Genomic DNA, 25,663 nt, shown 5'->3' on the forward strand with positions numbered 1-25,663 from the left:
TCGTTATTTGTTTTATCCGTAAATACAGATTCAGAATTTTACAGCGCGGTATGACTTCCGGCAAGCGCTTTGCAGTGATGTTTTGCGATTGTATTCAGTAAGTTATAAATATTAATCAGAAATGACTTATTGCTTCTGTTGCGTTAAGGCGAGGAGCGCCAGATTAATCTATTGTGACGGAAGAGGAGATGGTGTGAAATAGGTGAGTCAAAAGATGAGAGGCGATTTCATGAGCGACAAAATCCGTGTTGGATTAATAGGTTATGGTTATGCGAGTAAAACGTTTCATGCCCCGCTGATTGATGGCACGCCGGGGATGGAGCTGACAGCAATTTCCAGCAGTGATGCGACGAAAGTCCATGCCGACTGGCCAACCGTGCCGGTGGTTTCCGAGCCGAAGCATCTCTTTAACGATCCGAATATCGATCTGATCATTATCCCGACACCGAATGACACGCACTTCCCACTGGCGAAAGCGGCTCTCGAAGCGGGCAAGCATGTGGTGGTGGATAAACCGTTCACCGTGACCCTGTCACAGGCACGCGAGCTGGATGCGCTGGCGAAAAGCCTCGGCAAGCTGCTCTCTGTGTTCCACAACCGCCGCTGGGACAGCGACTTCCTCACCGTCAAAGCGCTTATTGCCGACGGTTCCCTTGGCGAAGTGGCGTTCTTCGAATCGCACTTCGATCGTTTCCGTCCCCAGGTGCGTAACCGCTGGCGTGAGCTGGCAGGACCGGGCAGCGGTATCTGGTACGATCTGGCCCCGCATCTGCTCGATCAGGCCGTAAATCTGTTTGGTCTGCCGGTGAGCCTGCACGTCGATCTGGCCCAGTTGCGCCCCGGCGCGCAGGCCACGGACTACTTCCATGCGGTGTTAAGCTATCCGCAGCGTCGCGTTGTGCTGCACGGCACCATGATGGCGGCGGCGGAATCCGCGCGTTATATCGTACACGGTACCCGCGGCAGCTACGTGAAGTTTGGTCTCGATCCGCAGGAAGATCGTCTGAAAAACGGCGAGCGTCTTCCACAGGAGGACTGGGGCTACGACATGCGTGACGGTGTGTTGACCCGCGTTGAAGGTGAAGAGCGTGTGGAAGAGACCTGGTTGACGCTGCCAGGCAATTATCCGGCCTATTACGCCGGTATTCGCGATGCGCTGAACGGCGACGGTGAGAACCCGGTTCCGGCAAGCCAGGCGATTCAGATTATGGAACTGATCGAGCTGGGTATTGAGTCGGCGAAACATCGCGCCACGCTCTGTCTGGCGTAAATACATAAAGCCCGGCAATGCCGGGCTTTTTCTTATCCGCGTGCAACCTTGTCGCGCAAGGCCTGCTTCTCGGCGGGTGTTAGGAAGGCCATCTCCAGCCCGTTGATCTGCGCCTGGCGGATCTGCTCGCGGCTCAGTCCTGCCAGCGAGGCGGCAACCGTATATTCGTGAATGATATCCACTCCCTGAACCGCCGGATCGTCGGTGTTCAGCGACGCCATGACCCCATGTTCGAGGAAGGTTTTCAGCGGATGCTGGGCCAGCGTTGCCACAGTGCTGGTCTGAATGTTGGAGGTCAGACAGGATTCGATCCCGATGCGTTGCTCCGCCAGAAAGTCCATCAGAGCGCTGTCTTCCACGGCCTTCACCCCGTGACCAATACGCTCGGCTCCCAGCTCGCGGATTGCCTGCCAGATGCTCTCCGGGCCTGCCGCTTCACCGGCATGCACGGTGATATGCCAGCCTGCATCGCGGGCGCGGTTAAAGTGGGAGAGGAACAGGCTACCCGGGAAGCCCAGCTCGTCGCCCGCCAGATCCACGGCGGTGATCTTATCGCGGTGGGCAAGCAGGGCTTCGAGTTCCTGCAGGCAGGCGGCTTCGCCAAAGGTACGGCTCATGATCCCAATCAGGCGTGCTTCAACGTTAAAGGCCTTGCACCCTTCGCGAACGCCGGCGATCACCGCTTCTACCACACCCTCAACGGGCAAATGATGGTTCATCGCCATATAACCCGGCGAGAAACGCAGCTCAACGTAGTGCAGACCGTTGCGGGCGGCGTCTTCGATGTTTTCGAAAGCGACGCGACGGCAGGCATCCAGCGAGGCCAGAACTTTTACCCCCCAGTCGAGCTTGCTCAGAAAACTCACCAGATCCGGCTCGTTTTCCGTGACCTGCACATGCGGGATCAGCGACTCAAGGGTTTGTGCGGGCAGGGTTAAATTATACTGACGACCAAGGTCAAGGATGGTCTGGGCGCGGATGTTGCCATCAAGGTGGCGATGCACGTCGGTCAACGGGAGGGTGGTATCAATCATGGTCGCACTCTTTATTAGTAGAAGTGCGAGCTATTATAAAAACAAAACGGGCCAAAAAGCTATTTGCGCAATGAATGATTCCATTGCGCAAACAAATCACTGCAGGGCGCGGATCCCGGCAATCAGGCGTTCAACCCCTTGCTCCAGTTTACTGCGCGGGCAACCGGCGTTGAGGCGAATAAAGCCGTTACCGGCTTCACCATAGGTATATCCCGGCATAATCGCCACCTTTTGCTGCTCAATCAGGACTTTTTGCAGCGCCCGGTCGTTGATATTAAGCGGTCGAAGATCGATCCACGCCAGATAGGTTGCCTCCGGCGGCTGCCAGTTTAACGCGGGGAAGGCGGCATTCAGTCTGTCGGCCACGTACTGCAAATTGGCCTCGAGATAACTGCGCAGCGCGTCAAGCCAGGCATCACCCTGCTGATAAGCGGCAATATGCGCCACCAGCGCCAGCACCGACGGTGAAGAGAGCCCGTCGCGCCCCTTCAGCGCCTGAAGGTAGGCCGTGCGGCTGGCTTCATCCCCGATCAGCCCATACGCACCAGTAAGAGCGGGAATGTTAAAGCTCTTGGAGCCGGAGGTCAGCAGGGCCCATTTGCTCTGGGCAACCTCGCACCACGGGATATGCCGGTGGCTGCCCCAGACCATGTCCATATGGATCTCATCGCTGATCACCGCCACGCCGTGACGGGCGCAGAGTTCAGCCATGGTGTTCAGCTCATCCCGGGTCCAGACCTTGCCGGTGGGGTTGTGCGGGCTACAGAGTAATAAAATCCGGTTCTGCGGCTGGGCCAGCACCGCTTCCAGCGCCGCCATATCGCACCGCCATCCCGCCGTCTCTTTATGCAAATCGACGGCAACCACCTGACGGTTATTTCCCGCAATAGCATTGTAAAACGCGTCGTAGGCAGGGGTGTGGATCACCACGCCGTCGCCTGCCTCTGACCACTGGCGAATCAGCTCCGACACCATATAAATCACCGAGGGGCCATACACGATGGCGCTGGTGTCGATGCTGCTGGTAAAGCGCTCACGGAACCAGTGTGCCACCGCCGCCAGGAATTCGTCATTCTTCCAGCGGCTGTAGCCAAACACGCCGTGGCCGATGCGCGTTTGCAGGGCGTCGATGATGCAGGGCGCGGTGGCAAAATCCATATCCGAAATGGTAAACGGCAGCAGATCGGCGGCGCCGAAGCGATCGGCGACATAGTCCCACTGGGTACACCAGGTGCCGTGACGATCCACGACGGCAGAAAAATCAAACATGACGTGTCCTTAAAAGAAAACCCCCTCCTGATGAGGGGGCTGAGGCATCAGGCTTCTACTGTTCGCATCAGGGTTGCCAGCTCGTCTTTCACAGACTGCACCTGCGGACCGATCACTACCTGTAAATTGTGCTGGTTGAGCTGTACCACGCCGATGGCGCGATTGGCCTTCAGGGCGTTGGTATCCACTCTGGACATATCCGCCACCGACAGGCGCAGACGGGTGATGCAGTTATCCAGCGAGGTAATGTTATCTGCTCCGCCCAGCGCCGCAAGGATCGCAGGCGTATTGTAGCCGGATTTGCCGGTCACACCTGCAACAGCCTGTTCCACACTGGCCGCGCTCTCAATATCACGACCCGGCGTTTTCAGGTTAAAGCGGGTGATAGCGAAACGGAAGATCCCGTAGTACACCGCAAACCAGATAGCGGCCACGACCGGCACCAGATACCACTTAGTAGACAGGCCGTGCAGGATGCCGAACACCACAAAATCAATCACGTTGCCGTCGGTGTTACCGATGGTGACTCCCAGCACCGCCATGGTGGTAAAGCCCAGGCCGGTCAGCACGGCGTGAATGAGGTACAGCACCGGAGCAACAAACAGGAACAGGAACTCGATCGGTTCGGTGGTGCCGCCTACCACGCAGGCAATAACGCCGGAGATCAGCAGGCCCTTTATCTTATGACGATTTTCCGGACGTGCGCAGTGGTACATGGCCAGCGCCGCACCCGGCAGGCCGCCGAGGAAGGCCGGCATTTTACCCTGAGAGAGGAAGCGGGTGGCACTTTCCGAGAAGCCGTGGGTCGTCGGGCAGCTTAGCTGCGCCTGGAAGATAGTCAGCGCGCCGCTCACGGAATGGCCGCAGACGTCCATGGTACCGCCGGCTTCGGTGAAGCGGATCAGCGCCACAAGAATATGCTGTAAACCGAAGGGCAGCAGCAGACGTTCACCGGTGCCGAAAATCATCGGACCAAAATCGCCCGCGCTGTTGATGATATGCCCGATGCCGGTAATGCCCAGGGCGAAAATCGGCCAGACCAGCGGAATGACCAGGCCAAACAGGCCCATGGCGACGGTGGTGATAATCGGCACGAAGCGGGTGCCGCCAAAGAATGCCAGCGCGTCAGGCAGGCGGATATTGTGAAAGCGCTCGTGCAGCAACCAGATGATGACGCCTGCGATCACGGCGCCCAGGATCCCGGTATCGATCGACTGGATCCCCAGTACGCTCTGGATGTTATTGGCTTTTAGTACGGCGGCGTCGGTGGTCGGCAGGATGCCTTTCGCGGTCAGCCAGAAGTTCACCGCCAGGTTCATCACCGCGTAGCCCACAAACCCGGCAAAAGCCGCCACGCCTTTGTTTTCGCGGGCCAGCCCCAGCGGAATGGCGATACAGAACATCACCGGCAGGAAGCTAAAGGCAAAGGAGCCGACTTTGCTCATCCAGACAAAAATCGCCTGTAGCACAGGGTTGCCGAGGAAAGGGATCAGGGTAATGACATCGTTACTGCTGAGCGAACTGCCAATCCCCAACATGATCCCGCAGAAGGAGAGCAGAGCCACGGGCAGCATAAAGGTTTTACCCAGTTGCTGGAAAAACTCCCACAGCGAGATTTTTTGTGCTGCTTTCGCCGTCATAAAACGACTCCTTTATGGTTAAAATACGTTTACCTGCTTCACTGCTGCGAAAAGATAAAACGTTTTATCAAAGTTTAGTGCGCGCTGAATCACATTCTCAGGCTTTGGCAGGGAGTATAAAGAGAAGGTATTGATAAAACGTTTTACCGATCTCATTCTCAGGGAGACACGCCCACACATGGCTGTAGCGAAAAAAATCACCATTAACGACGTCGCGCTGGCGGCTGGCGTATCCGTCAGTACGGTTTCTCTGGTTCTGAGCGGTAAAGGGCGGATCTCTCCTGCGACAGGCCAGCGCGTCAACGATGCGGTTGAGCAACTGGGGTTTGTCCGCAACCGGCAGGCATCGGCGTTGCGGGGCGGGCAAAGCGGGGTGATTGGCCTGATCGTCCGCGACCTTACGTCGCCGTTTTATGCAGAGCTGACGGCGGGGCTGACGGAAGCGCTGGAAGCCCAGGGGCGAATGGTCTTTTTACTCCACGGCGGTCGGGAAGCCGATCAGCTGCTTCAGCGCCTCGACATGCTCCTGACGCAAGGGGTGGATGGAGTGATTGTGGCCGGGGCATCCGGGGTGAGTCAGGAACTGTGCGAACGGGCGGCGGAGAAGGGCGTTCCGCTGGTGTTTGCCTCCCGCGCCAGTTATCTGGACGAAGCCGATACCCTGCGCCCGGACAACATGCAGGCGGCACAAATGTTGACCGAACATCTTATTCGTCGCGGCCATCAGCGCATTGCCTGGCTGGGCGGTCAAAGCGCGTCCCTGACGCGCGCCGAACGCGTGGGCGGCTACTGCTCAACGCTGATTAAATACGGGCTCCCGTTCCACAGCGAATGGGTCGTGGAGTGTGAATCCAGCCAGAAAAAAGCGGCAGAGGCGATAAATACCCTGCTGCGGGCCAGCCCCACTATCAGCGCCGTGATTTGCTATAACGACGTCATCGCGATGGGCGCCTGGTTTGGCTTGATCCGTGCCGGGCGTCAGAGCGGGGAAGGTGGGGTTGAAACCTTCTTTGGCCATCAGGTGGCGCTCGGCGCTTTTGCTGATGTCACAGAAAATGCGCTGGACGACCTACCAATCGCCTGGGCGACCACCCCCGCACGCGAAATGGGCTATACCCTGGCAGACAGAATTATGCAGCGGATTGAAAAAACCGACGTGCAGGCCGGGCATCAGATTGTGTCGGCCCGGCTCGTACCGGTGAAATAGCCTCAGTTTTCTGGCGTCAGCGGATTCAGCGCCAGTCGCGCCTCAAGTGCCTCGACAAACTTTCGCACCTTAGCCGGGATCAGCCGCGAGGTCGGGTAAACGGCCCAGATGGAGAGGGATTCCGGTTGCGCATCCTGCAGCACGATCCGCTCAAGTTCACCTGCCGCAAAGGCGGGTTCGACGTACCAGCGGGATAAGTTTGCAATGCCCATTCCACCGAGACACGCCTCAAAGATCGCCTCAATCGAGTTCGCCGCAAATCGCCCCGACACTTTCTGGTTGCTTCGCTGTCCCCCCTGGTCAAACGCCCAGTGGGTGGTGCCGGAGGTGGCCAGGCAGCTGTGTGCCGCAAGATCGCTGAGCGTTGCGGGAGTGCCGTGCGCTGCCAGATACGCCGCACTGGCGCACAGGTCGCGCGGGTTATCGCCAAGGCGATGCGCCACCAGCCGATTATCCCGCAGGGGAGCGATACGTAACGCCACGTCTATCCCCCTGCCGACAATATCAATTTGTTCATCTGTGGCGAGCAGATCGACCTGCAGGGCGGGGTGCTGGCGCATAAAGTCGGGCAGCATCGGGGCGATAATCTTACGGCCAAACGCCGCCGAGGCGGTGATGCGCAGGCGCCCTGAAAGATGTGTGCCATCGGGAAACAGATCGGCAAGGGCGTTGGTTTTATCCTCCAGCAGCGCCTGGGCATGGGGTAAAAAAATGGCGCCATCGCTGGTGGGTGAAAGGGAGCGCGTGGTGCGGTGCACCAGCCGCACCCCCAGCTCCGCTTCCAGATTATTCAGGCACCGCGACGCTGCCATCGCGCTCATCGAGAGCCGACGCGCGGCGCCTGCCAGGCTACCGGCTTTGATGGCTTCCACGAACACTTCCACATCTTCCAGCTTCATTATCTCGTTTCTCGTTATACTGGCCTATCAAGTTACACATCTACACTAATTTATGATATAGCGCCATAGTCACTCCACATTCTGATTAATGATGAACCGGGAGTGAAGATGAAAAAGATGACCGCAGCGTTAGCCCTGGGCAGTCTGTTTCTGGCAGGCGTCGTCCGGGCCGGGGCGCCCGCGCAGATTAAACAGCAGGTGCCGGGTTACTACCGCGTGGCGGTAGGGGCCTATGAGGTGACGGCGCTGTTCGACGGCTACAACGATCTCTCGCCGTCGCTGTTAAAAGGGCTGTCGGCCAGTAAAATTCAGGCGCTGTTAGCGCAACATAAGATTGATGCGGAGCGCATGCCCACCTCGTTTAATGCCTTTCTGGTGAATACCGGTAAGCATCTGGTGATGATTGACAGCGGGGCGGGCCACTGCGTGCCGCAAACCGCGGGTCAGCTGATCCCCAATATGACGGCTTCAGGCTATCGTCCTGAGCAGGTTGACACCCTTTTTCTGACCCACCTCCACCTGGACCATGTGTGTGGCCTGAGCGATGCCGCCGGAAACGCGCTATTCCCCAATGCCACCGTCTGGGTGCCCCAGGGCGAAGCCGATTACTGGCTGGATCCGGCCAAAGAGGCCAGCGCGCCCGCGAATGCCAGGGAGTATTTCGCTATCGCGCAGCACGCCCTGGCTGCCTATAAAGCGGCAGGGCGCCTGAAAACCTTCGTGCCGCCAGCCTCACCTATTCCTGAAGTCCAGACCGCGTATGCCATCGGTCACACCCCGGGTAGCACCCTCTATCGTTTTGCCTCTGAAGGGAAGGCCATCAACTTTATCGGTGACCTGATCCACGCCCCTGCGGTGCAGTTCCCGCACCCGGAAGTGTCGATTCGCTTTGACGTGGATGCGAAAAAAGCCACCTCATCACGTGGGAAGGAGTTCAATGCCCTGGCAAAAGATGGCGAATGGATGGCGGCAGCGCATCTGGCTTTCCCGGGCATTGGCCACATTACGGCCAACGCTCAGGGTTACAGCTGGAACCCGGCAATTTACGGCCCGTATCAACGTGCAGCCGACGTGCCACTGCTGAAATAAGACGAGGAGAATACGATGAAAAGTTACACTGTAACAGCTAATGGCATCCGTCAGTTTGTGGTTGAGGAGGGGGAAGGCGCGCCGGTGATCCTGCTGCACGGCTTCCCGGAAACAAATTACGCCTGGCGCTATCAGATGCCGGTGCTGTCAAAACACTACCGGGTGATTGCCCCGGATTTGCGTGGCTACGGGGAGACCGATAAACCGGCATCCGGCTACGATAAACGCAACATGGCGCGGGATATCCGGGAGCTGATGCGCGCCCTGGGGCTGGAGAAAGTGGTGCTGGTCGGGCACGACCGCGGCGCCCGCGTCGCCACCCGATTTGCGAAAGATTATCCCGAGCTGGTGGACCGCCTGGTGGTGATGGATAACGTACCTACACGTATCGTGGCCCGCGATCTGAATGCCGCCATCGCCCGGGCGTACTGGTTCTTTCTGTTCCATCTGGTGCCCGATCTGCCGGAAGCCCTGATTGCCGGCCGGGAGCATATCTGGTTACGCCACTTCTTCTCGGACTGGACTTTCAATCCCTCTACCATCAGCGACGAGGCGTTTGATACCTATGTGCGGGCGTATCAGGCACCCGGTGCGGTGCGCGGGGCAATGGCGGATTATCGCGCCAATACCGAGGATGTGGCGCAGGATCTTGCCGACGCTGACGTCAAAATTGCCTGCCCGGTGCTGTCGCTGTGGGGCAATGATTTTCACGCCGTCGGGAAGCTATTCGACATGCAAAGCGTCTGGGCGGAAATGGCGGACGATCTCAGGGCCTGTGCCATTGAGGAGTGTGGTCACCTTCCACAGGAAGAGCAACCGGAAAAAGTGAACGCTCTGCTGATGGATTTTCTGACCGGCTGGAAAGGATAACCGGGAATAAAAAACCCCTCCGAAGAGGGGTTTTGCCGTTTACTGCTGCGGAACCGCTGGGGCAGCTGGTGCTGCCGGTGCCGGTGCCGGTGCCGGTTCTTCCGGAACGGCCAGATTCAGGGCCGGTACACCGAACATACCGACGAACTCCTCCAGCGGCATCTTCTGACCGTTCAGCGTCACCTGACCATTGCTGTACTGCAGGCTGGTGCTGATGACGTTGTCTTCCACAGTAGTGATGCGGAACATCTGTCCCATCGCCGCCAGGCCTTTTACCTGCTGGCTGGCCAGCTTGCCGGCATCATTCTCGTTATAGCCTTCCAGCTTCGCAATCTGAGTCATGAACTCGGTTGCCATGTCCATCGGGATGGTCAGCTTGCTCTCCAGCGATTTCACGCTGCGATCCACTTCCTGGGCCAGGGTCTGCGCTTCACCGGTAGCGGTGGCCGGATCTTTCATGAACAGCGACAGGTTGAAGTGGGTTTCGCCTTTGCTGTTTTTCCAGCTCAGCGGCGCAACGGTGATCACCGGCTCGCCTTTAAGCAGGACAGGCAGGTTACCAAAGAACGCCTCGGCCGCTTTCTGCTGATAGAGCGCCGGGTTATTAGTCATCAGCTCTTTATCCGCCAGCAGGGCCTGGCTCTGGGCGCGATATTGCTGGCTGAACTGATGCCACGCCTGCCCGTCGATATTGCCGATCTTCAGCGTCAGCTTACCGGTGCCGAGATCCTGATTCTGAACCTTCAGGCTCTTCAGGGTGTAATCCAGCTGGCTGTTGATGCTCTTGCCATCCTGAGACAGCTCCGCCTTTCCGTTCAGGTCCGTCCCTTCCAGCACCGCCATCTCTTTGCCTTCGATAGCAATAGCCATCTTATCGAGGGTCAGTTTCTGATCGCCGATCCGCTCATCAAAGCTGGTCAGACGGCTGTTGCCTTCGAGGTTCAGGTTGTTAAACGTCAGTTGCACCTTCTGATCGAACTCGTTCACCGCGTTCACCAGGCCGCTTGCCGCTTCACCTTTCAGCGAGATATTCTTACCTTCGCGATCGGCGTCAAGCTGGAAGTTGCCCCCGCTGAACGCGACTTTCTCATCGCCATTCTCGTAATTCAGGGCTTTCAGGTCGATGTCGGAACGGGTGTCACCGGCATAGCTGATACGGGTGTTGACCTCGAACGGCGATTCATTCTTCGCCAGGTCGAACAGCGGCTTAGAGGCTTCGTTGTTGACGAGGGTCGATTTGACCGAGGCCATAGCGGGGATCAGATTGAAGGATTTCAACTGAGAAAGCGGGAACGGGCCGTGGTCAACCTCTTCGTTGAGCACCAGGCTTTGCCCCGGCTGCAGCCAGGGGCTGGCGGTGCCTGCGGCTGGCTTCACGACCATCTGCAGGTGGCTGCTGAATACGCCACGCTCATAATCCTGATAGCTCAGCTCCAGCCCGGCTTCCGGCGCGGTGCGTTTAAGTTCACTGTTTGCCTGCGCCACCATTTCCGCCAGACGGCTTTCCAGCTGTTTGCCGGTAAACCAGGCCGCGCCCGTCCAGACCACGCCTAATGCAACAATAACGCCTGCAGCTATAACCGATTTTTTCATCGTGATTATCCATAAAATGAAACCGAGCGGTGAAAACCGCCCGGTGAGGTCATAAGGTTACCAATAGCTTAGCAACAATTGTTAAAAAATTCAGCAGGTCACTGGAGCTTGTTAAAAACCCGCGCCAGACGACCCACGCCGCTGACGCTGACCGGCGAGTCATTGGCCGCAATGAAGGCCGATTCGCCAGGCTTCAGGACCAGGCGCTCTTCGCCCTTGCTCAGCACCGCTTCGCCTTCCACGCAGAAGAGAATGGCCGCGCTCTGCTGAGCAATCAGGGTTTCTTCACTTCCGAGGTCATGGAGAGAGAAGGCAAAGTCCTCTACCGGAATAGGGAAGTCCAGCTCTGGGCCGTTTTTCACCGGCTGGGTGAGCAGTTCGGCGGCAGGTTTGGCAACGAATTTGACGTTTGCCACCAGCTCAGGGATGTCGATGTATTTCGGCGTCAGGCCCGCACGCAGCACGTTATCGGAGTTGGCCATCACCTCCAGCGCCACGCCTTTCAGGTAAGCGTGCGGCGTTTCGGCGAACAGGAACATCGCTTCACCCGGCGCCAGTTTAACCACGTTCAGCAGCAGCGGGGAGAACAGGCCGCTGTCGTCCGGGTAAAATTCCGAAATAACGCGAATGGTCTGCCAGGGTTCGCCCTGCTGGCTGTTCAGCGCCGCTTTCAGCACCGCCAGCGCGCGGGACTTTTCATCGCCCTGCATATTGAGCAGGCTGGCGAAGAGGTGGCTCAGGCGATCGGCGTCCGGTTTTTCAAGGAAATGGGCAATAGCGTGATGCGCCCCGGCGACCGGCTGCAGCAGCGAGACGATCTCAGAGAACTCACGGAAGGCGTTCATCGCCAGGAAGGGCGTCAGGGCGAAGACCAGTTCCGGTTTGTGGTTGGGATCTTTATAGTTACGCTCGGCGGCGTCAAGCGGGATACCGGCCGCATTCTCTTTAGCAAAGCCTGCTTCGGAGGCCTGCTTGTTCGGGTGCACCTGAATAGAGAGCGGCTGGTCGGCGCAAAGCACTTTAAAGAGGAAAGGCAGTTCGCCAAAACGTTCGGCGACGGCGCTGCCCAGCAGGGTGGCTTTGTCGGCGTCGATAACGTCACGCAGGGAACGCTCGCCCTGGGCATCGGTAATTTTTGAGCTGCTCTTCGGGTGCGCCCCCATCCACAGTTCAGCCATCGGCAGCTTGTCTGGGTTGGCGATACCGTAGAGATCCGTTAACGCAGTTTTACTTCCCCAGGCGTAGTTCTGCACTGAGTTGATGAGTTTTTGCATTATCAAGCCCTGTTTCATATGTGGAATTAACTGCCCGTATTAAAGCAATAAACCGCGCGGATGTAACCTGCGCGCGGAAAAAGTCGTACTTGTCTCAGTTTTTGTTAAAAAATTGTGTAGGATAGGCTAACTCGCTTTTAAGCAGGGCAGCGGAACATCTGCTCTAAATAATCAGACCGAAGCAGTAAGTGAGAGATCAATGTCGAACAAACCCTTCCATTACCAGGATCCTTTCCCGCTGGCCAAGGATCAGACCGAATATTACCTGTTAACCCGCGACCACGTTTCTGTCTCTGAGTTTGAAGGTCAGGCGATCCTCAAAGTCGACCCGCAGGCGCTGACCTTACTGGCGCAACACGCCTTCCACGATGCCTCCTTTATGCTGCGCCCGGCGCATCAGCAGCAGGTGGCCGATATCCTCAGTGACCCGCAGGCCAGTGAAAACGACAAGTACGTGGCCCTGCAGTTCCTGCGTAACTCCGATATTGCGGCGAAAGGTATTCTGCCGACCTGTCAGGATACCGGCACCGCCATCATCATGGGTAAAAAAGGCCAGCGCGTCTGGACCGGGGGCGGTGACGAAGCGGCCCTGGCGCACGGCGTGTACAACACCTATATCGAAGACAACCTGCGCTATTCACAAAACGCCGCGCTGGATATGTATAAAGAGGTCAATACCGGCACCAACCTGCCGGCGCAGATCGATCTCTACAGCGTGGATGGCGACGAATACAAATTCCTGTGCATCGCCAAGGGCGGTGGTTCCGCCAACAAAACCTATCTCTATCAGGAGACCAAAGCGCTGCTCTCGCCGGGCAAGCTGAAGAACTACCTGGTCGATAAAATGCGCACCCTCGGCACTGCCGCCTGCCCGCCGTATCACGTTGCGTTTGTTATCGGCGGCACCTCGGCAGAAAGTACCCTGAAAACCGTCAAGCTGGCCTCGACCAAATACTACGACGCGCTGCCGACCGAAGGTAACGAACACGGTCAGGCGTTCCGCGACGTCCAGCTTGAGCAGGAACTGCTGGTGGAGGCCCAGAACCTCGGCCTCGGTGCGCAGTTTGGCGGCAAATATTTCGCCCACGATATCCGCGTGATCCGTCTGCCGCGCCACGGCGCATCCTGCCCGGTGGGGATGGGCGTCTCCTGCTCGGCGGACCGCAACATTAAAGCGAAGATCAACCGCGACGGCATCTGGATTGAGAAACTGGAAAACAACCCAGCAAAATACATCCCGGAAGAGCTGCGCAAAGCGGGTGAGGGCGAGGCGGTACGCGTTGACCTGAACCGTCCGATGAACGAGATCCTGGCCCAGCTCTCTCAGTACCCGGTCTCCACCCGTCTGTCGCTGAACGGCACCATTATCGTGGGCCGCGATATCGCCCACGCGAAGTTAAAAGAGCGTCTGGATAACGGCGAAGGTCTGCCGCAGTACATCAAAGATCACCCGATCTACTATGCGGGCCCGGCAAAAACGCCGAACGGCTATGCCTCCGGCTCGTTAGGCCCAACCACGGCAGGGCGTATGGACTCCTACGTGGATCAGCTCCAGGCCAACGGCGGCAGCATGATCATGCTGGCGAAGGGCAACCGCAGCCAGCAGGTGACCGACGCCTGCCACAAACACGGCGGCTTCTACCTCGGCAGTATTGGCGGCCCGGCCGCGGTGCTGGCGCAGGGCAGTATCAAGAGCCTGGAGTGCGTCGAGTACCCGGAACTGGGTATGGAAGCGATCTGGAAAATTGAAGTGGAAGACTTCCCGGCGTTTATCCTCGTGGATGACAAAGGTAACGACTTCTTCAAACAGATCCAGTCCTCCCAGTGTGCGGCCTGTGTGAAATAAGATATAAATTTCCCGGCGGCGTTGTAGGCCCGTGCAAGCGTAGCGCCGCCGGGCAACAAAAAGAGCGCACAAAGCGCCATACCGTTTTTCTTATCTCATCAATACTTGTTTCTTTGAGCTGTGAGCAACCCACTTCGTTGTTATCAAGGAGAAAGTATGACCACCTCACGCAGTGAGAAAGATTCGATGGGTGCCATCGACGTCCCGCAGGACAAACTCTGGGGCGCACAAACCCAGCGTTCGCTGGAACATTTCCGTATCTCTACTGAAAAAATGCCGGTCTCGTTGATCCAGGCTCTGGCGCTGACCAAACGTGCCGCGGCGAAGGTCAATCAGGATTTAGGCCTGCTGGCGGCGGAAAAAGCCACCGCCATCATTAACGCCGCCGATGAAGTGCTGGCGGGCAAACATCCCGATGAGTTTCCGCTCGCCATCTGGCAAACCGGCTCTGGTACCCAGAGCAACATGAACATGAACGAGGTGCTGGCGAACCGCGGGAGTGAACTGCTCGGCGGGGTGCGCGGCATGGAGCGCAAGATCCACCCGAATGACGACGTCAACAAAAGCCAGAGCTCCAACGACGTGTTCCCGACGGCGATGCACGTGGCGGCGCTGATCGCCCTGCGCGAGCAGCTGATCCCGCAGCTGAACGTTCTGAAGCAGACCCTTAACGACAAAGCCCAGGCCTTTGCCGGTATTGTCAAAATTGGCCGTACCCATCTGCAGGATGCCACGCCGCTGACCCTCGGCCAGGAGATCTCCGGCTGGGTGGCAATGCTCGACCACAACCTGCGCCATATCGAACACAGCCTGCCGCATCTGGCGGAGCTGGCGCTGGGCGGCACGGCGGTGGGCACCGGGCTCAATACCCACCCTGAATACGCGGTACGTGTCGCCGAAGAGCTGGCGACCATCACCGGACAGCCGTTTGTCACCGCGCCGAACAAGTTCGAAGCGCTGGCCACCTGCGACGCGCTGGTGCATGCCCACGGGGCGCTGAAAGGGCTGGCGGCCTCCCTGATGAAAATCGCCAACGACGTGCGCTGGCTGGCTTCCGGGCCGCGCTGCGGCATCGGTGAAATCAGCATCCCTGAGAACGAGCCGGGCAGCTCCATCATGCCGGGCAAAGTTAACCCGACCCAGTGCGAAGCCATGACCATGCTCTGCTGTCAGGTAATGGGCAACGACGTGGCGGTGAATATGGGCGGCGCGTCGGGCAATTTTGAGCTTAACGTCTACCGTCCGATGGTTATCCATAACGTCCTGCAGTCGGTACGTCTGCTGGCCGACGGGATGGAGAGCTTCAACGAACATTGCGCGGTGGGCATTGAACCTAACCGCGAGCGCATCAGTCAACTGCTCAACGAGTCGTTAATGCTGGTCACGGCGCTCAATACCCATATTGGCTACGACAAGGCGGCGGAAATCGCCAAAAAAGCGCATAAAGAAGGGCTGACCCTGAAAGCCGCCGCCCTGGCGCTGGGGTATCTCACCGACGCCGAATTCGATTCCTGGGTTCGCCCGGAAGAGATGGTCGGCAGCCTGAAATAGTCACTCCGCCACGTACAGGTGCAGCCGCGGGATAATTAAGCGCAGCGGCTGCGCCTGCGGCTTATAGCGGTGCTGGACGTTGTCAGCGTCGTAGTTCAGCAGCTCACCGATATCCGGGATCACCGCGCCCTGATCTGCATCGTACAGGGCAATCAGCGGCGTCGGGCAGGCGTACTGCACCTGCTTTTGCTGCCCGGCATACCAGACCCGGGCAATAGGCTGTACCTTTACCGGTCTTTTGATCTTCAGCCGGGCATCCGTCGGCAGCGCATGGATAGCGGTGTACTCCGCCTCCAGCCGTTCAACCCACTGCTCCCGCGACCAGGGCGCTACGGCGCGCGGCGACTTCAGGCTTTTTTCCAGCATCTGCAGCACTTCATCGCGGGTGAAATTTTTGATGATGTGCTTGTTAGCCCAGCCAAAGCGCAGGGTGGCGGGGTGGTTGATGACCGTCAGCGTGCGGTAGGCATTGAGGGTGATCAAACCCGGCAGCTGGTGATGCACCCACTCGAAGCGGGCGGCAGGGGCGAGCCCCGACTCTTCGGTGACGATTTTTTCAAACTCCGCTTTCAGGGCGTTAATACCTGCGATTCGTGCGGTGAGTTGCTCCCGGTGTGCGGCATCGCTCTGCAGGCAGATCACTCCCGGCAGGCGCACGGCGGCCTTGCTGCTGCGGTTCTCTGACTGCTGCTGGATAAACAGGTGGCGGTAGTGTTGTAGCGCCATCGTCAGCGCCTCCTGGCCGAGGTGCTGTTTAACCGCAATGGCGTTGAGCGGATCGTGCTCGGCGCCTTTGGTGACGTCCGGCAGGGAGAAGACGCGCCCGGCCAGCAGCCGACAGGCCTGCAGCTCAGGGGTTAACAGCGCCAGTTCGTGCTCCATCTGGCGAAAGGTGGAGTTTAAGCGTTCGATCAAATCGTAAGTGGCCATAGCGCACCCAATTTAGTTACAACATACTTAATTTATAGCACAGCACGCCGGGTCAGGCCAGCGTGCGGTTTAGGTCAGTCAGGGATGGGCAGGGCGATGTGATGCCAGACGGGCCAGGTGAAGCAAAAACGGGCCCCGCCGAGGTCGCTGGCATGACAGCTGACGTCGCCACCCAGCGCCTGGGCGATGGAGTGGACGATCGCCAGCCCCAGCCCACAGCCGCCGGTGGCACGGTCGCGGCTGGGGTCGAGCCGGACAAAGGGCTCAAAGACGCGCTGACGGGCCTCTGGCGCGATGCCCGGACCATCATCTTCTACCGACAAACTGGCGTGGCTGCCGTTAAGCGTGAGTGAAATTCGCACCCGGCCATCGCTGTAGCGCAGGGCGTTGTTCACCAGATTATCCAGCACGCGCTCCATCAAGCGCATATCCAGCGCGCCGTAGTTGCCCTCCATGCTGTCGATCAGCAGCCTGCGCTGGGGATTGACGCTCTGCACATCCTCCACGTAGCTACGAAGCCAGGCGGGCAGGTCGGGGGTGGTGAGCTTGAGCTCGTTTTGCGGCCGGTCAAGACGGGCGTAGGTGAGTAGCTCCTCGATCAGCGCTTCGAGCTGGCCGATATCGCGGTTCAGCGCCTGCGACTCCGCCGCGGTCAGGTTCTCACTCATCTCCAGCCGGTAGCGCAACCGCACCAGCGGGGTGCGCAGTTCGTGGGCGATACCGTCGATCAGCTGTTTTTTACTGGCGATCAGCGCGTTGATGTTGTCCGCCATCTGGTTGAAGGCCACCCCAAGACGTTCGAAGCTGGAACCACTGTCGAAATGGATCCGCTCGCTTAAATGCCCGTCGCCAAAGCGCTGGGCGGCGGCTTCCAGACGCAGCATGTCCTGCCAGTGGGGCCGCATCCAGATAAACACCGGGAAGGCCAGCGAAATAGCGATGAAGGCCAGCAGAGCAATATCCAGCAGGCGCATCTGGTGCAGGAAGTAGAGATATGGCACCGGGCCGACCGCCAGCACGTAATGGCTGCGCGGAATGCGCTGGATAAAGGTGTACTGATCGTCCAGCGCCACGATGTCGCCCTCGCGCAGCCGCTGCATCGTCGGGGCATCCAGGGTGTATTTTTTCAGCGGCTCGATGCGCAGTTTAAAGGACAGGTTCAGATCCAGCTCTTTAATGGTGCGCGCCCAGTCATGAGGAGGGATCTCACGCAGTTCGCTGCGCATCAGGTAGAGCGAGCTTTTCATCAAATCATCGAGCGACTGCCTGCCCGCCCGCTCGGCGGTGAACTTATAGACCAGCCCAACCAGCATGGTCATCACCAGAAAGCAGACAAACAGCAGGAGGTAAAACTGCACAAACAGCTTCTTCATGAACTCTCACCCAAATACGTCGCGTTTATTATGCTGCCCGACCAGAAAATTCACATTCTCTGGACGGGCATCGCATACTTTACGCAATGGGCTGCCGCATGGCATAGCGAATGTTGACGGTTTCGCCTTGCTTCATCACGTTTGCTTTCACATGCCAGGCATTTTCTATCAGATGCGGAGTCAACACGGCATCGGGCGGGCCGCTGGCCATCACTCTGCCCGCTTTCAACAGGATCAGCCGCTGGCAGTAGTTGGCCGCGAGATTGAGATCGTGCAGCGCCACCACTACCGTAATGGGCAGCTGCGTAATCAGCGTCATCAGCTCCAGCTGATACTCGATATCAAGGTGGTTGGTGGGTTCATCCAGGATCAACAGCCCGGGCTGCTGGGCCAGGGCGCGGGCAATCTGACAGCGCTGCCGCTCGCCGCCGGAAAGTTGCTGCCAGAGCCGGTAACGCAGGTCGGCGAGCTTCATCAGGCGGATCGCGTCCTCAACGGCCCGATCGTCCCTTTCGCTCCAGCCGAAGAGACCCCTGCGGTGTGGCGTGCGTCCCAGCCGGACAATTTGCTCCACGCTGAGATCGCCGTCCACTCCGGCATGCTGGGGGACAAACGCCAGCCGTTTAGCACGCTCCTTTACGGAGATCTTACTGAGTGGGATCCCATCCAGCTGGATGTGGTGAGCATGACGCGGCAATAATCCAGCCAGACAGCGCAGCAGCGTCGATTTGCCCGAACCATTTGGTCCCAGCAGACCGACGATTTCACCGGTTCCCAGCTCCAGATTAATGTCATGCAATACCTGGTGCGACTGCAGGGTGACCTGCAATCCTTTTAACGAAAGGGTCATACTTTTTTCTCCCGGCTGCGATACAACAAAACCACAAAGGCAGGCGCGCCGACCAGGGCGGTGACCACGCCAATGGGCAGGACCTGGTAGGTGATAAGCGTGCGGGAAACCACATCGGCGAGGATCATGAAGTGGCTCCCAACGAGAAAGGTCAGGGGAACAGACCGGCGGTGTCCGGGGCCGCACAGCATGCGAGTAATATGCGGGATCACCAGCCCGACAAAGCCTACCGCACCGATGATACTGACCATCACTGCCGTCACCAGCGCGCAGGTGAGCAGCAGGATGATGCGCACCAGGGTAACCGGCACGCCGAGCGTGGTGGAAACGTCATCGCCAAAGGTGAAGGTATCAAGCGTGCGTGAAAAGGCGAAAATCACTATCAGTCCGGCCATGACTACCGCCAGCGCCAGCAGCGCATCCGGCCAGCGAACCCCGCTCAGGCTGCCCAGCAGCCAGAACATCACGCTGCGCGACTGCTCGGCATTGGCGGAGGTACTGACGATGTACGCGGTCATGGCGTTAAAGAGCTGCGTCCCGGCAATGCCCGCCAGCAAAATACGCGGCGGGCTGTCGGTCATGCCGCGAGTGATCAGCATGATAAGGCCGAATGCGCAGCAGGCGCCGATAAAAGCGCCGCTACTGATGCCCAGCGTGCTGCCGCCGATCCCCAGTAACATGACGCAGACGGCCCCCAGCGAGGCGCCGGAGGAGATGCCCAGCAGATAAGGTTCCGCCAGCGGATTCCGCAGGATCGCCTGCATCACCAGGCCGCAAAGCGCCAGGCCGCCTCCGCTACAGGCCGCCATCAGAGCCCGGCTCATTCGATACTGCCAGACAATGCCTTCCTCAATCTGGGGCAGCATATAGTGGCCCAGACCCAGACCGTTGAGAATGGCTTTACCAGCGACGACATACGACACTGGCATATCCCCGACGGTAGCGGCGAAAACCAGCATCAACGGCAGCGTGAGTAACCCGACCGCCAGCAGGCTATGCTGCCGCCAGCGCGGCAGGATAAAGGGGATGCGCAGGGTCAGTATGCTCATCGTTCAGCCTGGAAAGTCGCCAGTTTTTCGCCGATCGCCTCGACGGCATCGACATTACGCAGTGAGGGATTGAGCGACATCGCAGGCACCACAATGATGTGCCCCTTTTTCACCGCGGGGATGTTGCGGGTCACCGGGTCGTCGTTTAAAAAGGCTTTTTTAACCGCGACATCATCGGCCGGGTAGAGCCGACGGGACATTTCGGCGATAACAATCACATCAGGCTGGGCCTGGGCGATATGCTCCCAGGTAACGGTGGGCCATTCATCATGAGAATCAATGATGTTTTTCAGCCCAAGCGTGTTGCTGATCCATCCCGGCGCGCCGTAGTCGCCTGCCACCCAGGGATCGCCTTTCAGACGGCTGCTGGAGAACCAGAACACCACTTTCAGGGGGCGGGTGCGCGGGGCAGCGGCGCGCGCTTGTGCCTTCTGAATTCGCTGTTTCAGCGCCTCGTTAAGCGCTTTACCCTGCGGCTGGACGTCAAAAATTTCCGCCAGCGTATCGATCTCGCGTTCGATTTCGGCGATGGAGAACGGTGTGCTGCGGGCCCCGTCACCATTTGAGCTGTCGGTGACGCTTTTGCCGATGCAGTCGGCGGGTGAGATCCACGTCGGGATCCCAAGCGTGGCAAATTGTTCCCGGGTACCCGTTTCTCCCTGAGGTCCAATGTGCCAGTGATACTGGGCCAGCACCAGGTCAGGATGCTGGGCGGTGACGGCCTCAAAGGAAGGAGCATTATCCGCCAGTTTTTTTATCCCCTGACCGCGGGCCGACAGCGCATCGGGTAACGGGCCAAACCAGACGGACGTCGCCCCGATCGTCTTCTCGAGCCCCAGCGCCAGCAGTAATTCGGTCTCGTGTTGTCCGACGGTGACCACCCGCTGCGGGGGCTGAGTAAAGGTCTCCTTCACTCCGCAGTTCTCTACCGTCAGAGGATAATTTGTTGCTGCGAACACCGGCTGCGCGAGCGTTGCAAATACCCATGCCAGCAGCCTCTTTTTAGCTAACACATTTCTGCCCTCATAAATGTTATGTTATAACATAATACATGTTATGCGGGCGGGCGCAAAAGATAAATCATCAGAGGCGAAACAGGGCAGAAGGCGCGCCCTGATTGGGCGGAATGGGAACCTGTTTAAACGTCCCAGGCGTGCGGTGCGAAAAGGTAGCCTTTATTACGCACGGTTTTGATGCGGAACGGCTCGGTGGCATTATCCAGCAGTTTCTTGCGCAGGCGCGAGATAGCAACGTCCACGCTGCGGTCCATGCCATCGTAGCTGACGCCGCGCAGGTTTTTCAGCAGCGCATCCCTGTCCATTATCTGTCCGGCATGGGTTGCCAGCTCCCAAAGCAGATCGAAATCCGCCGTCGAGAGCGCCACCTGCTCGCCGGACAGCAGCACCTGGCGATTCACCGGATCGATGGAGAGGGTGCCAAAGCGCAGCGCTTTATGGGGCGTTAACAGCGGAGCCGGGGTTTCACCGGAGGCGGCAAGATGCTGGCGCAGATGCAGGCGCAGGCGCGCCAGCAGTACCGCTGGAGGTGTGGTTTTCAGAATATAGTCGTTAGCCCCCATCTCCAGAGACAAAATATGGTTCATATCGCTGTCGAGGGAAGTGAGCAGCACGATCGGGCCGTGCCAGCGGGCGCGCAGATCCCGACACAGGGTCATGCCGTCTTTGCCGGGCAACATGATATCCAGCAGCACCAGATCGGGTTTTTCCCGCGCCACGACTTCTTCAGCCCGATCGCCACGCGGTTCGACGATGACTTCAATATCATGTTTACCCAGATAGGCGGCAATCAGCTGGCCAACTTCGGGTTCATCCTCAACGTATACGATCTTGTTCATGGCTGGTCTGCATCACTGAAAAACGCCAACATACACCGCGCAACCTTAACCTTCCATTAATCATTCGCAAATTGTTGCCGTTCCGTTATGCTGCCTGGAATTGTTATTTTGTTGTTAAGGGGGAAAGGGATGGGGCTGGTGATAAAGGCGGCGATAGGTGCGCTGGTCGTCTTACTGATTGGGGTACTGGCGAAAACCAAAAATTATTACATTGCCGGGTTGATCCCGCTCTTTCCGACCTTTGCGCTGATCGCCCACTATATCGTCGCCTCGGAGCGCGGTATTGAGGCGCTGCGGGCGACCATTGTCTTTGGCATGTGGTCAATCATTCCCTATTTTCTTTACCTGCTCTCGCTGTGGTACTTCACCGGAATAATGCGTCTGCCGCTGGCGCTGGGCGGGGCAGTGCTCTGCTGGAGCCTCAGCGCCTGGGTATTAATTTTCTGCTGGAGCCGCTTTCATTAGCGTAATGGACGTCCGCCGTCCACGCCGAACGACCGGCCCGTAACGTAGCAGCTGGTCAGAATGTAGTCGATCAGATCAATGACCTCTTTTTCACCGGGGGCGATTTTCATCAGGGACTTGTTCAGCGCCTTCTGGCGATAGTCAGCATCGTCATGCTCGTTAAACATAATCAGCGACGGGGCGATGGCATTCACCTTCACCTCCGGTGCCAGCTTGCGGGCAAAGGAGCGAGTCATGTTATCCAGCGCGGCTTTGCTGGCGGCATAGGCTATGTGCTTATCGCTGCCGCGCTCAACCACGTAGTCGGTGAAGTGGATGATGTCGCTGGCAGCATGGCCATGTCCACGTAACAGCCCCTGCAGGGCATGGTTCAGCAGGTAAGGGGCATGGACGTGAATTTGCAGCATGCAGGAGAGCGTTTCGCTGAGCGACGTCTGCGGGGTTTCTGCCATCCATGCGCTGGCATTATGAATGATGGCGCGTAATCCCGACGTTTCCGCTTGTACCCGTTCGGCAAATGCCAGAATGCCCTCGTCGGTAGCAAAATCCGCCTGAATACAGGTCGCACCTGCCTCGCACAGGGTCTCGATCGCCGGGTATTTCGTGCGATAGCTGATAATGACAGGCTGGTGAAGATTCAAAAAGTGGTGTGCAAGCGCGAGACCGATGCGACGGCCTCCGCCAGTAATCAGAATCGGGAGCGGTTTTGCCTGTCCCATCTTGTTCTCCTTATCCGTTCGACGATGGGAGGCGATCGCTTATCCCATCAGCATCCAGGTGGCCGGTAATGCGGCAACCAGTAACAATCCAATCAGCACGATTTCACGGCGCTTCAGCGCGTGCTGGAGCTGGTGCGTGCGACGGGCATAAATAAACACCAGCAGTCCCGGCGCGTAAAGCACGACGGAGAGCAGCAGATGCATAGGTCCGGAGGCATAAAGCAGCCATAAGCCATAAATACAGGCGCCCATCCCCACGACGGTATGCATCGGTCGGGTAGCTATTTTTAACAAATATGCGCCCACCAGGAAATAGGGTACCAGAATCATCTCAGAGGCGATGGTTAACAAGGTGTTATAGTCAGAACCTGTGAGCCAGATCAGCACCAGACAGACCTGCACGCTGAGGTTGGTCAACCACAGCGAGGCAGACGGCGCATTGTTTTTGTTCTGCTGACCAAACAGACGCGGGAAAGCTTTATGGGTTGCGGCCAGGAACGGTACTTCTGCCGCCATGATGGTCCAGCTCAGATAGGCGCCGCACACGGACACAATCAGGCCGGCGGCAATCACCACCTCGCCCCATGAACCCATCATTTTCACCATCAGGCCCGCCATGGAGGGGTTACGCATCTCCGCCAGCTCAGGACGCGCCACCACGCCCAGCGACAGCAGCGTCACCAGCAGATAGACCCCCAGCGCGGCCAGCACCGCCAGCAGCGTGGCGCGACCTACATCGTGTTTATTGCGCGCCCGGGCCGAAACGACAACCGCGCCTTCGACCCCGATAAACACCCACAGGGTAATCAGCATGGTATTTTTCACCTGCTCCCAGACCGGGACGCCCAGCGCCACGCCGGAAAAGTCCATGCTGAAGAAATCGAGACGAAACGCGATAAACGCCAGCACGATAAACAGCCCCAGCGGCACCAGCTTCGCAAGCGTTGCCACCAGGTTGATGCTCGCCGCGGTCTGTACGCCGCGCAGCACCAGGAAATGGACGAACCACAGCAGAACCGAGGAGCCGACGATGGATTGCCAGGTATTGCCATCGCCGAACAGCCGCAGCTCAGGCGAGTCAGTAAAGAAACTCAGCGCAGAAAAGACGATCACCAGATAAGAGACGTTAGCGATCACCGCGCACAGCCAGTAGCCCCAGGCGGAACAAAAGCCCACCAGTTCGCCAAATCCTTCCCGGGCGTAGGTAAAAATACCGCCGTCGAGATCGGGACGGATGCGCGTGAGCAGCAGCATGGCGAAGGCCAGCAGCAGGATCCCGATACCGGTGATCCCCCAGCCGATAAGCAGTGCTGACGGACTGGCAACCGCCGCCATGTTCTGCGGCAGACTGAATACACCCGCACCGAGCATGGAGCTTAAAACGAGCGCAGTTAAAGCGCTCAGGCCAAGTTTCTTTTCCATTGGCTTCCTTTTTTAAAAGGGTCAGATCCAGAATAATTATTTTGTCGAAACGCATAAAAATGGTGGATCACACTAAGGCGCGGGATTTTACGGAGTGTGACGAAGGCATGCAATCGGGAAGGGCGGAATTGTGGGGAAAAAGCGAAAAAAAAGGCGGCATTATGCCGCCTGGGTGAAACTATTAACTTATTTGTACAGGTCGGCGCTGATGGTCATATTATTACCACGCTCCTGCCACTGGCGGGTGATGTGGTAATACTTAGCGCCTTTCTTCGCCGCACGCTTCGCCACCTGATGGGAGACTTCGGTCATATTGGCGTAGTTACCGGTGAACTTGATGCTGTCAAACGGCACCATTTGCGCGGCTGTGGCGTTGTTCAGCTCTTCAATCTTCGTACCGTCGTTCAGCGTCACGCTGTAACGGCCACCTTTAGTGGACTGGGTTTCGAAGAAACGGCCCACACCGGCAACGCTGGCGCCTGCTGCAGCGGTGGTCGCCACGCCCGGAATTTCAACTTTCTTCGCTTCTTCGCCGCCTTTCGCGATAGCGGTGCGGCCTGCATCCGAGTCAGCCGGAATAGCATCCGGGCTCTGAACAATACGTTTTTTAGCGTCCGCTTTATAGATAAACGCGGTGATACGCTGGTTACCGCCCTGGTTAGCATCGATCTGACGAACGATATAGAAGGAGTAAGCCCCTTTTGCTTTCGCGGCTTTGGTGATGGCTTCGTTCACTTCTGGCTGGCTGCGGTAGAAACCCTGAATGGTGACGGTGTCATAAGGCTCAAGCAGAACGGCCTGGTCTTTTGGCAGTTCTACCACGCCATTGATAACGCGATTTTTCTGCTCTTCAGCTTCAGGCGCATTTTCTTTATACAGGGCCACGATCACGCGCTGGTTGCCGCTGTCGCCGTAGTCTGAGTTATCAACCACATAAAATGCGGCGGCGCCTTCTTTGTCGGCACGTTTCGATGCGGCGGCAACCGCATCGCCAATTGCGTTAAAACGACCTACGATCATAACGCGGTCGTAAGGTTTCGTTGCTGCCGCTTGCTCCGGCGTTAACTCTGTCGCCGCATTGGCAGACAGGGCGGTCGCAGAAAGGAGTGCGGACGCCAGGAGAGTGTTCTTAAGCTTCATAAAAATAATCCTTCGCCTTACGCAAACCAGTTACTGGTGTAGTTGTTAATTTGAAAACGTTGACGATTATTGCATTTAACACCCTCTGCTGTCTGCGCCATTTTTTGCGGACAACACGGGGGCGGCAGTCAATTTCCATAACATTTAGTGATATGTTGAAAAAACACGCGTTTGACCAGTAAAACTAATAAAGCATATGACTTTCACAAGTTGATTTAATGTTAATAAGTTGTTTCTTGCTGGCGCTATATCGTGTTTTTCCCGCTTCGACTGAGCTAAACATCGGCCCTGGCGAAGAAATAAAGGCAGATATGCCTG

Annotated in this window: 22 protein-coding genes; 7 read left to right on the forward strand and 15 right to left on the reverse strand. The window is 57.9% G+C overall.

Features of this window, described 5'->3' with window-relative positions; all coding sequences use genetic code 11:
- Nucleotides 1–229: 229 nt before the first annotated feature.
- Nucleotides 230–1,270, forward strand: a complete 1,041-nt coding sequence (locus MXM41_RS00615) for an oxidoreductase (protein WP_325929277.1) — start codon at nt 230–232, stop codon at nt 1,268–1,270.
- Between the two features lie 32 nt (nt 1,271–1,302).
- Here MXM41_RS00615 and add read toward each other — a convergent pair whose 3' ends face one another.
- From add to malX, 3 genes are all read right to left on the reverse strand, one after another.
- Nucleotides 1,303–2,304 (reverse strand): adenosine deaminase, encoded by a 1,002-nt coding sequence (gene add / locus MXM41_RS00620; RefSeq protein ID WP_325929278.1) that lies wholly within the window; start codon nt 2,302–2,304, stop codon nt 1,303–1,305.
- 96 nt (nt 2,305–2,400) lie between these two features.
- Complete coding sequence (locus MXM41_RS00625) at nt 2,401–3,573, reverse strand: MalY/PatB family protein (protein WP_325929279.1); 1,173 nt, start codon at nt 3,571–3,573, stop codon at nt 2,401–2,403.
- Between the two features lie 47 nt (nt 3,574–3,620).
- Nucleotides 3,621–5,213, reverse strand: a complete 1,593-nt coding sequence (gene malX, locus MXM41_RS00630; protein ID WP_325929280.1) for a maltose/glucose-specific PTS transporter subunit IIBC — start codon at nt 5,211–5,213, stop codon at nt 3,621–3,623.
- Between the two features lie 178 nt (nt 5,214–5,391).
- On the opposite strand from malX, the gene MXM41_RS00635 reads away from it, so the two are divergent.
- Complete coding sequence (locus tag MXM41_RS00635) at nt 5,392–6,420, forward strand: Mal regulon transcriptional regulator MalI (protein WP_325929281.1); 1,029 nt, start codon at nt 5,392–5,394, stop codon at nt 6,418–6,420.
- A gap of 2 nt (nt 6,421–6,422) precedes the next feature.
- Here the strand turns inward: MXM41_RS00635 and MXM41_RS00640 are convergent, their stop codons facing one another.
- Nucleotides 6,423–7,319 carry a LysR family transcriptional regulator gene (locus MXM41_RS00640; RefSeq protein ID WP_325929282.1) on the reverse strand — a complete coding sequence of 299 codons (897 nt, stop codon included), beginning with the start codon at nt 7,317–7,319 and terminating at the stop codon, nt 6,423–6,425.
- Between the two features lie 108 nt (nt 7,320–7,427).
- Here MXM41_RS00640 and MXM41_RS00645 point away from each other — a divergent pair, with 108 nt between their 5' ends.
- Both MXM41_RS00645 and MXM41_RS00650 read left to right on the forward strand, forming a co-directional pair.
- Nucleotides 7,428–8,408: an MBL fold metallo-hydrolase gene (locus MXM41_RS00645; RefSeq protein ID WP_325929283.1), complete on the forward strand. Its 981-nt coding sequence runs from the start codon at nt 7,428–7,430 to the stop codon at nt 8,406–8,408.
- A gap of 15 nt (nt 8,409–8,423) precedes the next feature.
- Complete coding sequence (locus MXM41_RS00650) at nt 8,424–9,278, forward strand: alpha/beta hydrolase (protein WP_325929285.1); 855 nt, start codon at nt 8,424–8,426, stop codon at nt 9,276–9,278.
- A gap of 39 nt (nt 9,279–9,317) precedes the next feature.
- On the opposite strand, the gene MXM41_RS00655 is transcribed toward MXM41_RS00650, so the two are convergent.
- Together MXM41_RS00655 and manA are read right to left on the reverse strand one after the other, a co-directional pair.
- A complete protein-coding gene (locus tag MXM41_RS00655; protein WP_325929286.1) occupies nt 9,318–10,871 on the reverse strand; it encodes a YdgA family protein in 1,554 nt (517 codons plus the stop codon).
- Nucleotides 10,872–10,969: 98 nt separating this feature from the next.
- Nucleotides 10,970–12,145: a mannose-6-phosphate isomerase gene (gene manA, locus MXM41_RS00660; protein ID WP_325929287.1), complete on the reverse strand. Its 1,176-nt coding sequence runs from the start codon at nt 12,143–12,145 to the stop codon at nt 10,970–10,972.
- Nucleotides 12,146–12,344: 199 nt separating this feature from the next.
- Between manA and fumA the strand changes: the two genes are divergently transcribed.
- Nucleotides 12,345–13,991 (forward strand): class I fumarate hydratase FumA, encoded by a 1,647-nt coding sequence (fumA, locus tag MXM41_RS00665; protein WP_325929289.1) that lies wholly within the window; start codon nt 12,345–12,347, stop codon nt 13,989–13,991.
- Nucleotides 13,992–14,147: 156 nt separating this feature from the next.
- Nucleotides 14,148–15,542, forward strand: a complete 1,395-nt coding sequence (fumC, locus tag MXM41_RS00670; protein WP_325929290.1) for a class II fumarate hydratase — start codon at nt 14,148–14,150, stop codon at nt 15,540–15,542.
- Here the strand turns inward: fumC and tus are convergent, their stop codons facing one another.
- The 6 genes from tus to rstA form a co-directional block, all read right to left on the reverse strand.
- The gene (gene tus / locus MXM41_RS00675) at nt 15,543–16,472 is read right to left on the reverse strand and encodes a DNA replication terminus site-binding protein (protein WP_325929291.1); all 930 of its coding nucleotides are present in this window, start codon (nt 16,470–16,472) and stop codon (nt 15,543–15,545) included.
- A 74-nt stretch (nt 16,473–16,546) separates the two neighbouring features.
- Complete coding sequence (gene rstB, locus MXM41_RS00680) at nt 16,547–17,845, reverse strand: two-component system sensor histidine kinase RstB (protein ID WP_325929292.1); 1,299 nt, start codon at nt 17,843–17,845, stop codon at nt 16,547–16,549.
- Nucleotides 17,846–17,924: 79 nt separating this feature from the next.
- Complete coding sequence (locus MXM41_RS00685) at nt 17,925–18,695, reverse strand: ABC transporter ATP-binding protein (protein WP_325929293.1); 771 nt, start codon at nt 18,693–18,695, stop codon at nt 17,925–17,927.
- Nucleotides 18,692–19,744, reverse strand: coding sequence for a FecCD family ABC transporter permease (locus MXM41_RS00690; RefSeq protein ID WP_325929294.1), 1,053 nt, complete (start codon nt 19,742–19,744; stop codon nt 18,692–18,694). Before MXM41_RS00690 ends, MXM41_RS00685 begins: the two co-directional genes overlap by 4 nt.
- On the reverse strand, nt 19,741–20,757 hold the full coding sequence (locus MXM41_RS00695) for an ABC transporter substrate-binding protein (RefSeq protein ID WP_325929295.1): 1,017 nt from the start codon (nt 20,755–20,757) through the stop codon (nt 19,741–19,743). The genes MXM41_RS00690 and MXM41_RS00695 overlap by 4 nt, the downstream gene beginning before the upstream one ends.
- Nucleotides 20,758–20,882: 125 nt before the next feature.
- Nucleotides 20,883–21,599 (reverse strand): two-component system response regulator RstA, encoded by a 717-nt coding sequence (gene rstA / locus MXM41_RS00700; protein ID WP_325929296.1) that lies wholly within the window; start codon nt 21,597–21,599, stop codon nt 20,883–20,885.
- Between the two features lie 129 nt (nt 21,600–21,728).
- Between rstA and MXM41_RS00705 the strand changes: the two genes are divergently transcribed.
- A complete protein-coding gene (locus MXM41_RS00705; RefSeq protein WP_325929297.1) occupies nt 21,729–22,064 on the forward strand; it encodes a GlpM family protein in 336 nt (111 codons plus the stop codon).
- Here the strand turns inward: MXM41_RS00705 and folM are convergent.
- The 3 genes from folM to ydgH all read right to left on the reverse strand — a co-directional run bounded on the left by folM (nt 22,061) and on the right by ydgH (nt 25,345).
- Nucleotides 22,061–22,783 carry a dihydromonapterin reductase gene (gene folM, locus MXM41_RS00710; protein ID WP_325929298.1) on the reverse strand — a complete coding sequence of 241 codons (723 nt, stop codon included), beginning with the start codon at nt 22,781–22,783 and terminating at the stop codon, nt 22,061–22,063. The two genes, MXM41_RS00705 and folM, sit on opposite strands and share 4 nt — an antisense overlap.
- A gap of 39 nt (nt 22,784–22,822) precedes the next feature.
- On the reverse strand, nt 22,823–24,205 hold the full coding sequence (locus MXM41_RS00715; RefSeq protein WP_325929299.1) for an amino acid permease: 1,383 nt from the start codon (nt 24,203–24,205) through the stop codon (nt 22,823–22,825).
- 186 nt (nt 24,206–24,391) lie between these two features.
- Entirely contained in the window at nt 24,392–25,345 is a 954-nt protein-coding gene (gene ydgH, locus MXM41_RS00720; protein ID WP_325929300.1) for a DUF1471 family protein YdgH, read from the reverse strand.
- Between the last annotated feature and the right edge of the window lie 318 nt (nt 25,346–25,663).

It is taken from the genome of Leclercia adecarboxylata, assembly GCF_035787115.1.
Classification (GTDB): Bacteria; Pseudomonadota; Gammaproteobacteria; order Enterobacterales; family Enterobacteriaceae; genus Enterobacter; species Enterobacter adecarboxylatus_E.

Bases quoted from the DNA above. Each gene is read 5' to 3' on its own strand.
- rstB (WP_325929292.1), bottom strand. From the start codon at position 17,845: ATGAAGAAGCTGTTTGTGCAGTTTTACCTCCTGCTGTTTGTCTGCTTT.
- MXM41_RS00655 (WP_325929286.1), bottom strand. From the start codon at position 10,871: ATGAAAAAATCGGTTATAGCTGCAGGCGTTATTGTTGCATTAGGCGTG.
- folM (WP_325929298.1), bottom strand. From the start codon at position 22,783: ATGGGACAGGCAAAACCGCTCCCGATTCTGATTACTGGCGGAGGCCGT.
- MXM41_RS00705 (WP_325929297.1), top strand. From the start codon at position 21,729: ATGGGGCTGGTGATAAAGGCGGCGATAGGTGCGCTGGTCGTCTTACTG.
- MXM41_RS00650 (WP_325929285.1), top strand. From the start codon at position 8,424: ATGAAAAGTTACACTGTAACAGCTAATGGCATCCGTCAGTTTGTGGTT.
- fumA (WP_325929289.1), top strand. From the start codon at position 12,345: ATGTCGAACAAACCCTTCCATTACCAGGATCCTTTCCCGCTGGCCAAG.
- MXM41_RS00715 (WP_325929299.1), bottom strand. From the start codon at position 24,205: ATGGAAAAGAAACTTGGCCTGAGCGCTTTAACTGCGCTCGTTTTAAGC.
- MXM41_RS00625 (WP_325929279.1), bottom strand. From the start codon at position 3,573: ATGTTTGATTTTTCTGCCGTCGTGGATCGTCACGGCACCTGGTGTACC.
- MXM41_RS00635 (WP_325929281.1), top strand. From the start codon at position 5,392: ATGGCTGTAGCGAAAAAAATCACCATTAACGACGTCGCGCTGGCGGCT.
- ydgH (WP_325929300.1), bottom strand. From the start codon at position 25,345: ATGAAGCTTAAGAACACTCTCCTGGCGTCCGCACTCCTTTCTGCGACC.
- MXM41_RS00640 (WP_325929282.1), bottom strand. From the start codon at position 7,319: ATGAAGCTGGAAGATGTGGAAGTGTTCGTGGAAGCCATCAAAGCCGGT.
- manA (WP_325929287.1), bottom strand. From the start codon at position 12,145: ATGCAAAAACTCATCAACTCAGTGCAGAACTACGCCTGGGGAAGTAAA.
- rstA (WP_325929296.1), bottom strand. From the start codon at position 21,599: ATGAACAAGATCGTATACGTTGAGGATGAACCCGAAGTTGGCCAGCTG.
- MXM41_RS00690 (WP_325929294.1), bottom strand. From the start codon at position 19,744: ATGAGCATACTGACCCTGCGCATCCCCTTTATCCTGCCGCGCTGGCGG.
- MXM41_RS00615 (WP_325929277.1), top strand. From the start codon at position 230: ATGAGCGACAAAATCCGTGTTGGATTAATAGGTTATGGTTATGCGAGT.
- add (WP_325929278.1), bottom strand. From the start codon at position 2,304: ATGATTGATACCACCCTCCCGTTGACCGACGTGCATCGCCACCTTGAT.
- MXM41_RS00685 (WP_325929293.1), bottom strand. From the start codon at position 18,695: ATGACCCTTTCGTTAAAAGGATTGCAGGTCACCCTGCAGTCGCACCAG.
- MXM41_RS00645 (WP_325929283.1), top strand. From the start codon at position 7,428: ATGAAAAAGATGACCGCAGCGTTAGCCCTGGGCAGTCTGTTTCTGGCA.
- fumC (WP_325929290.1), top strand. From the start codon at position 14,148: ATGACCACCTCACGCAGTGAGAAAGATTCGATGGGTGCCATCGACGTC.
- malX (WP_325929280.1), bottom strand. From the start codon at position 5,213: ATGACGGCGAAAGCAGCACAAAAAATCTCGCTGTGGGAGTTTTTCCAG.
- tus (WP_325929291.1), bottom strand. From the start codon at position 16,472: ATGGCCACTTACGATTTGATCGAACGCTTAAACTCCACCTTTCGCCAG.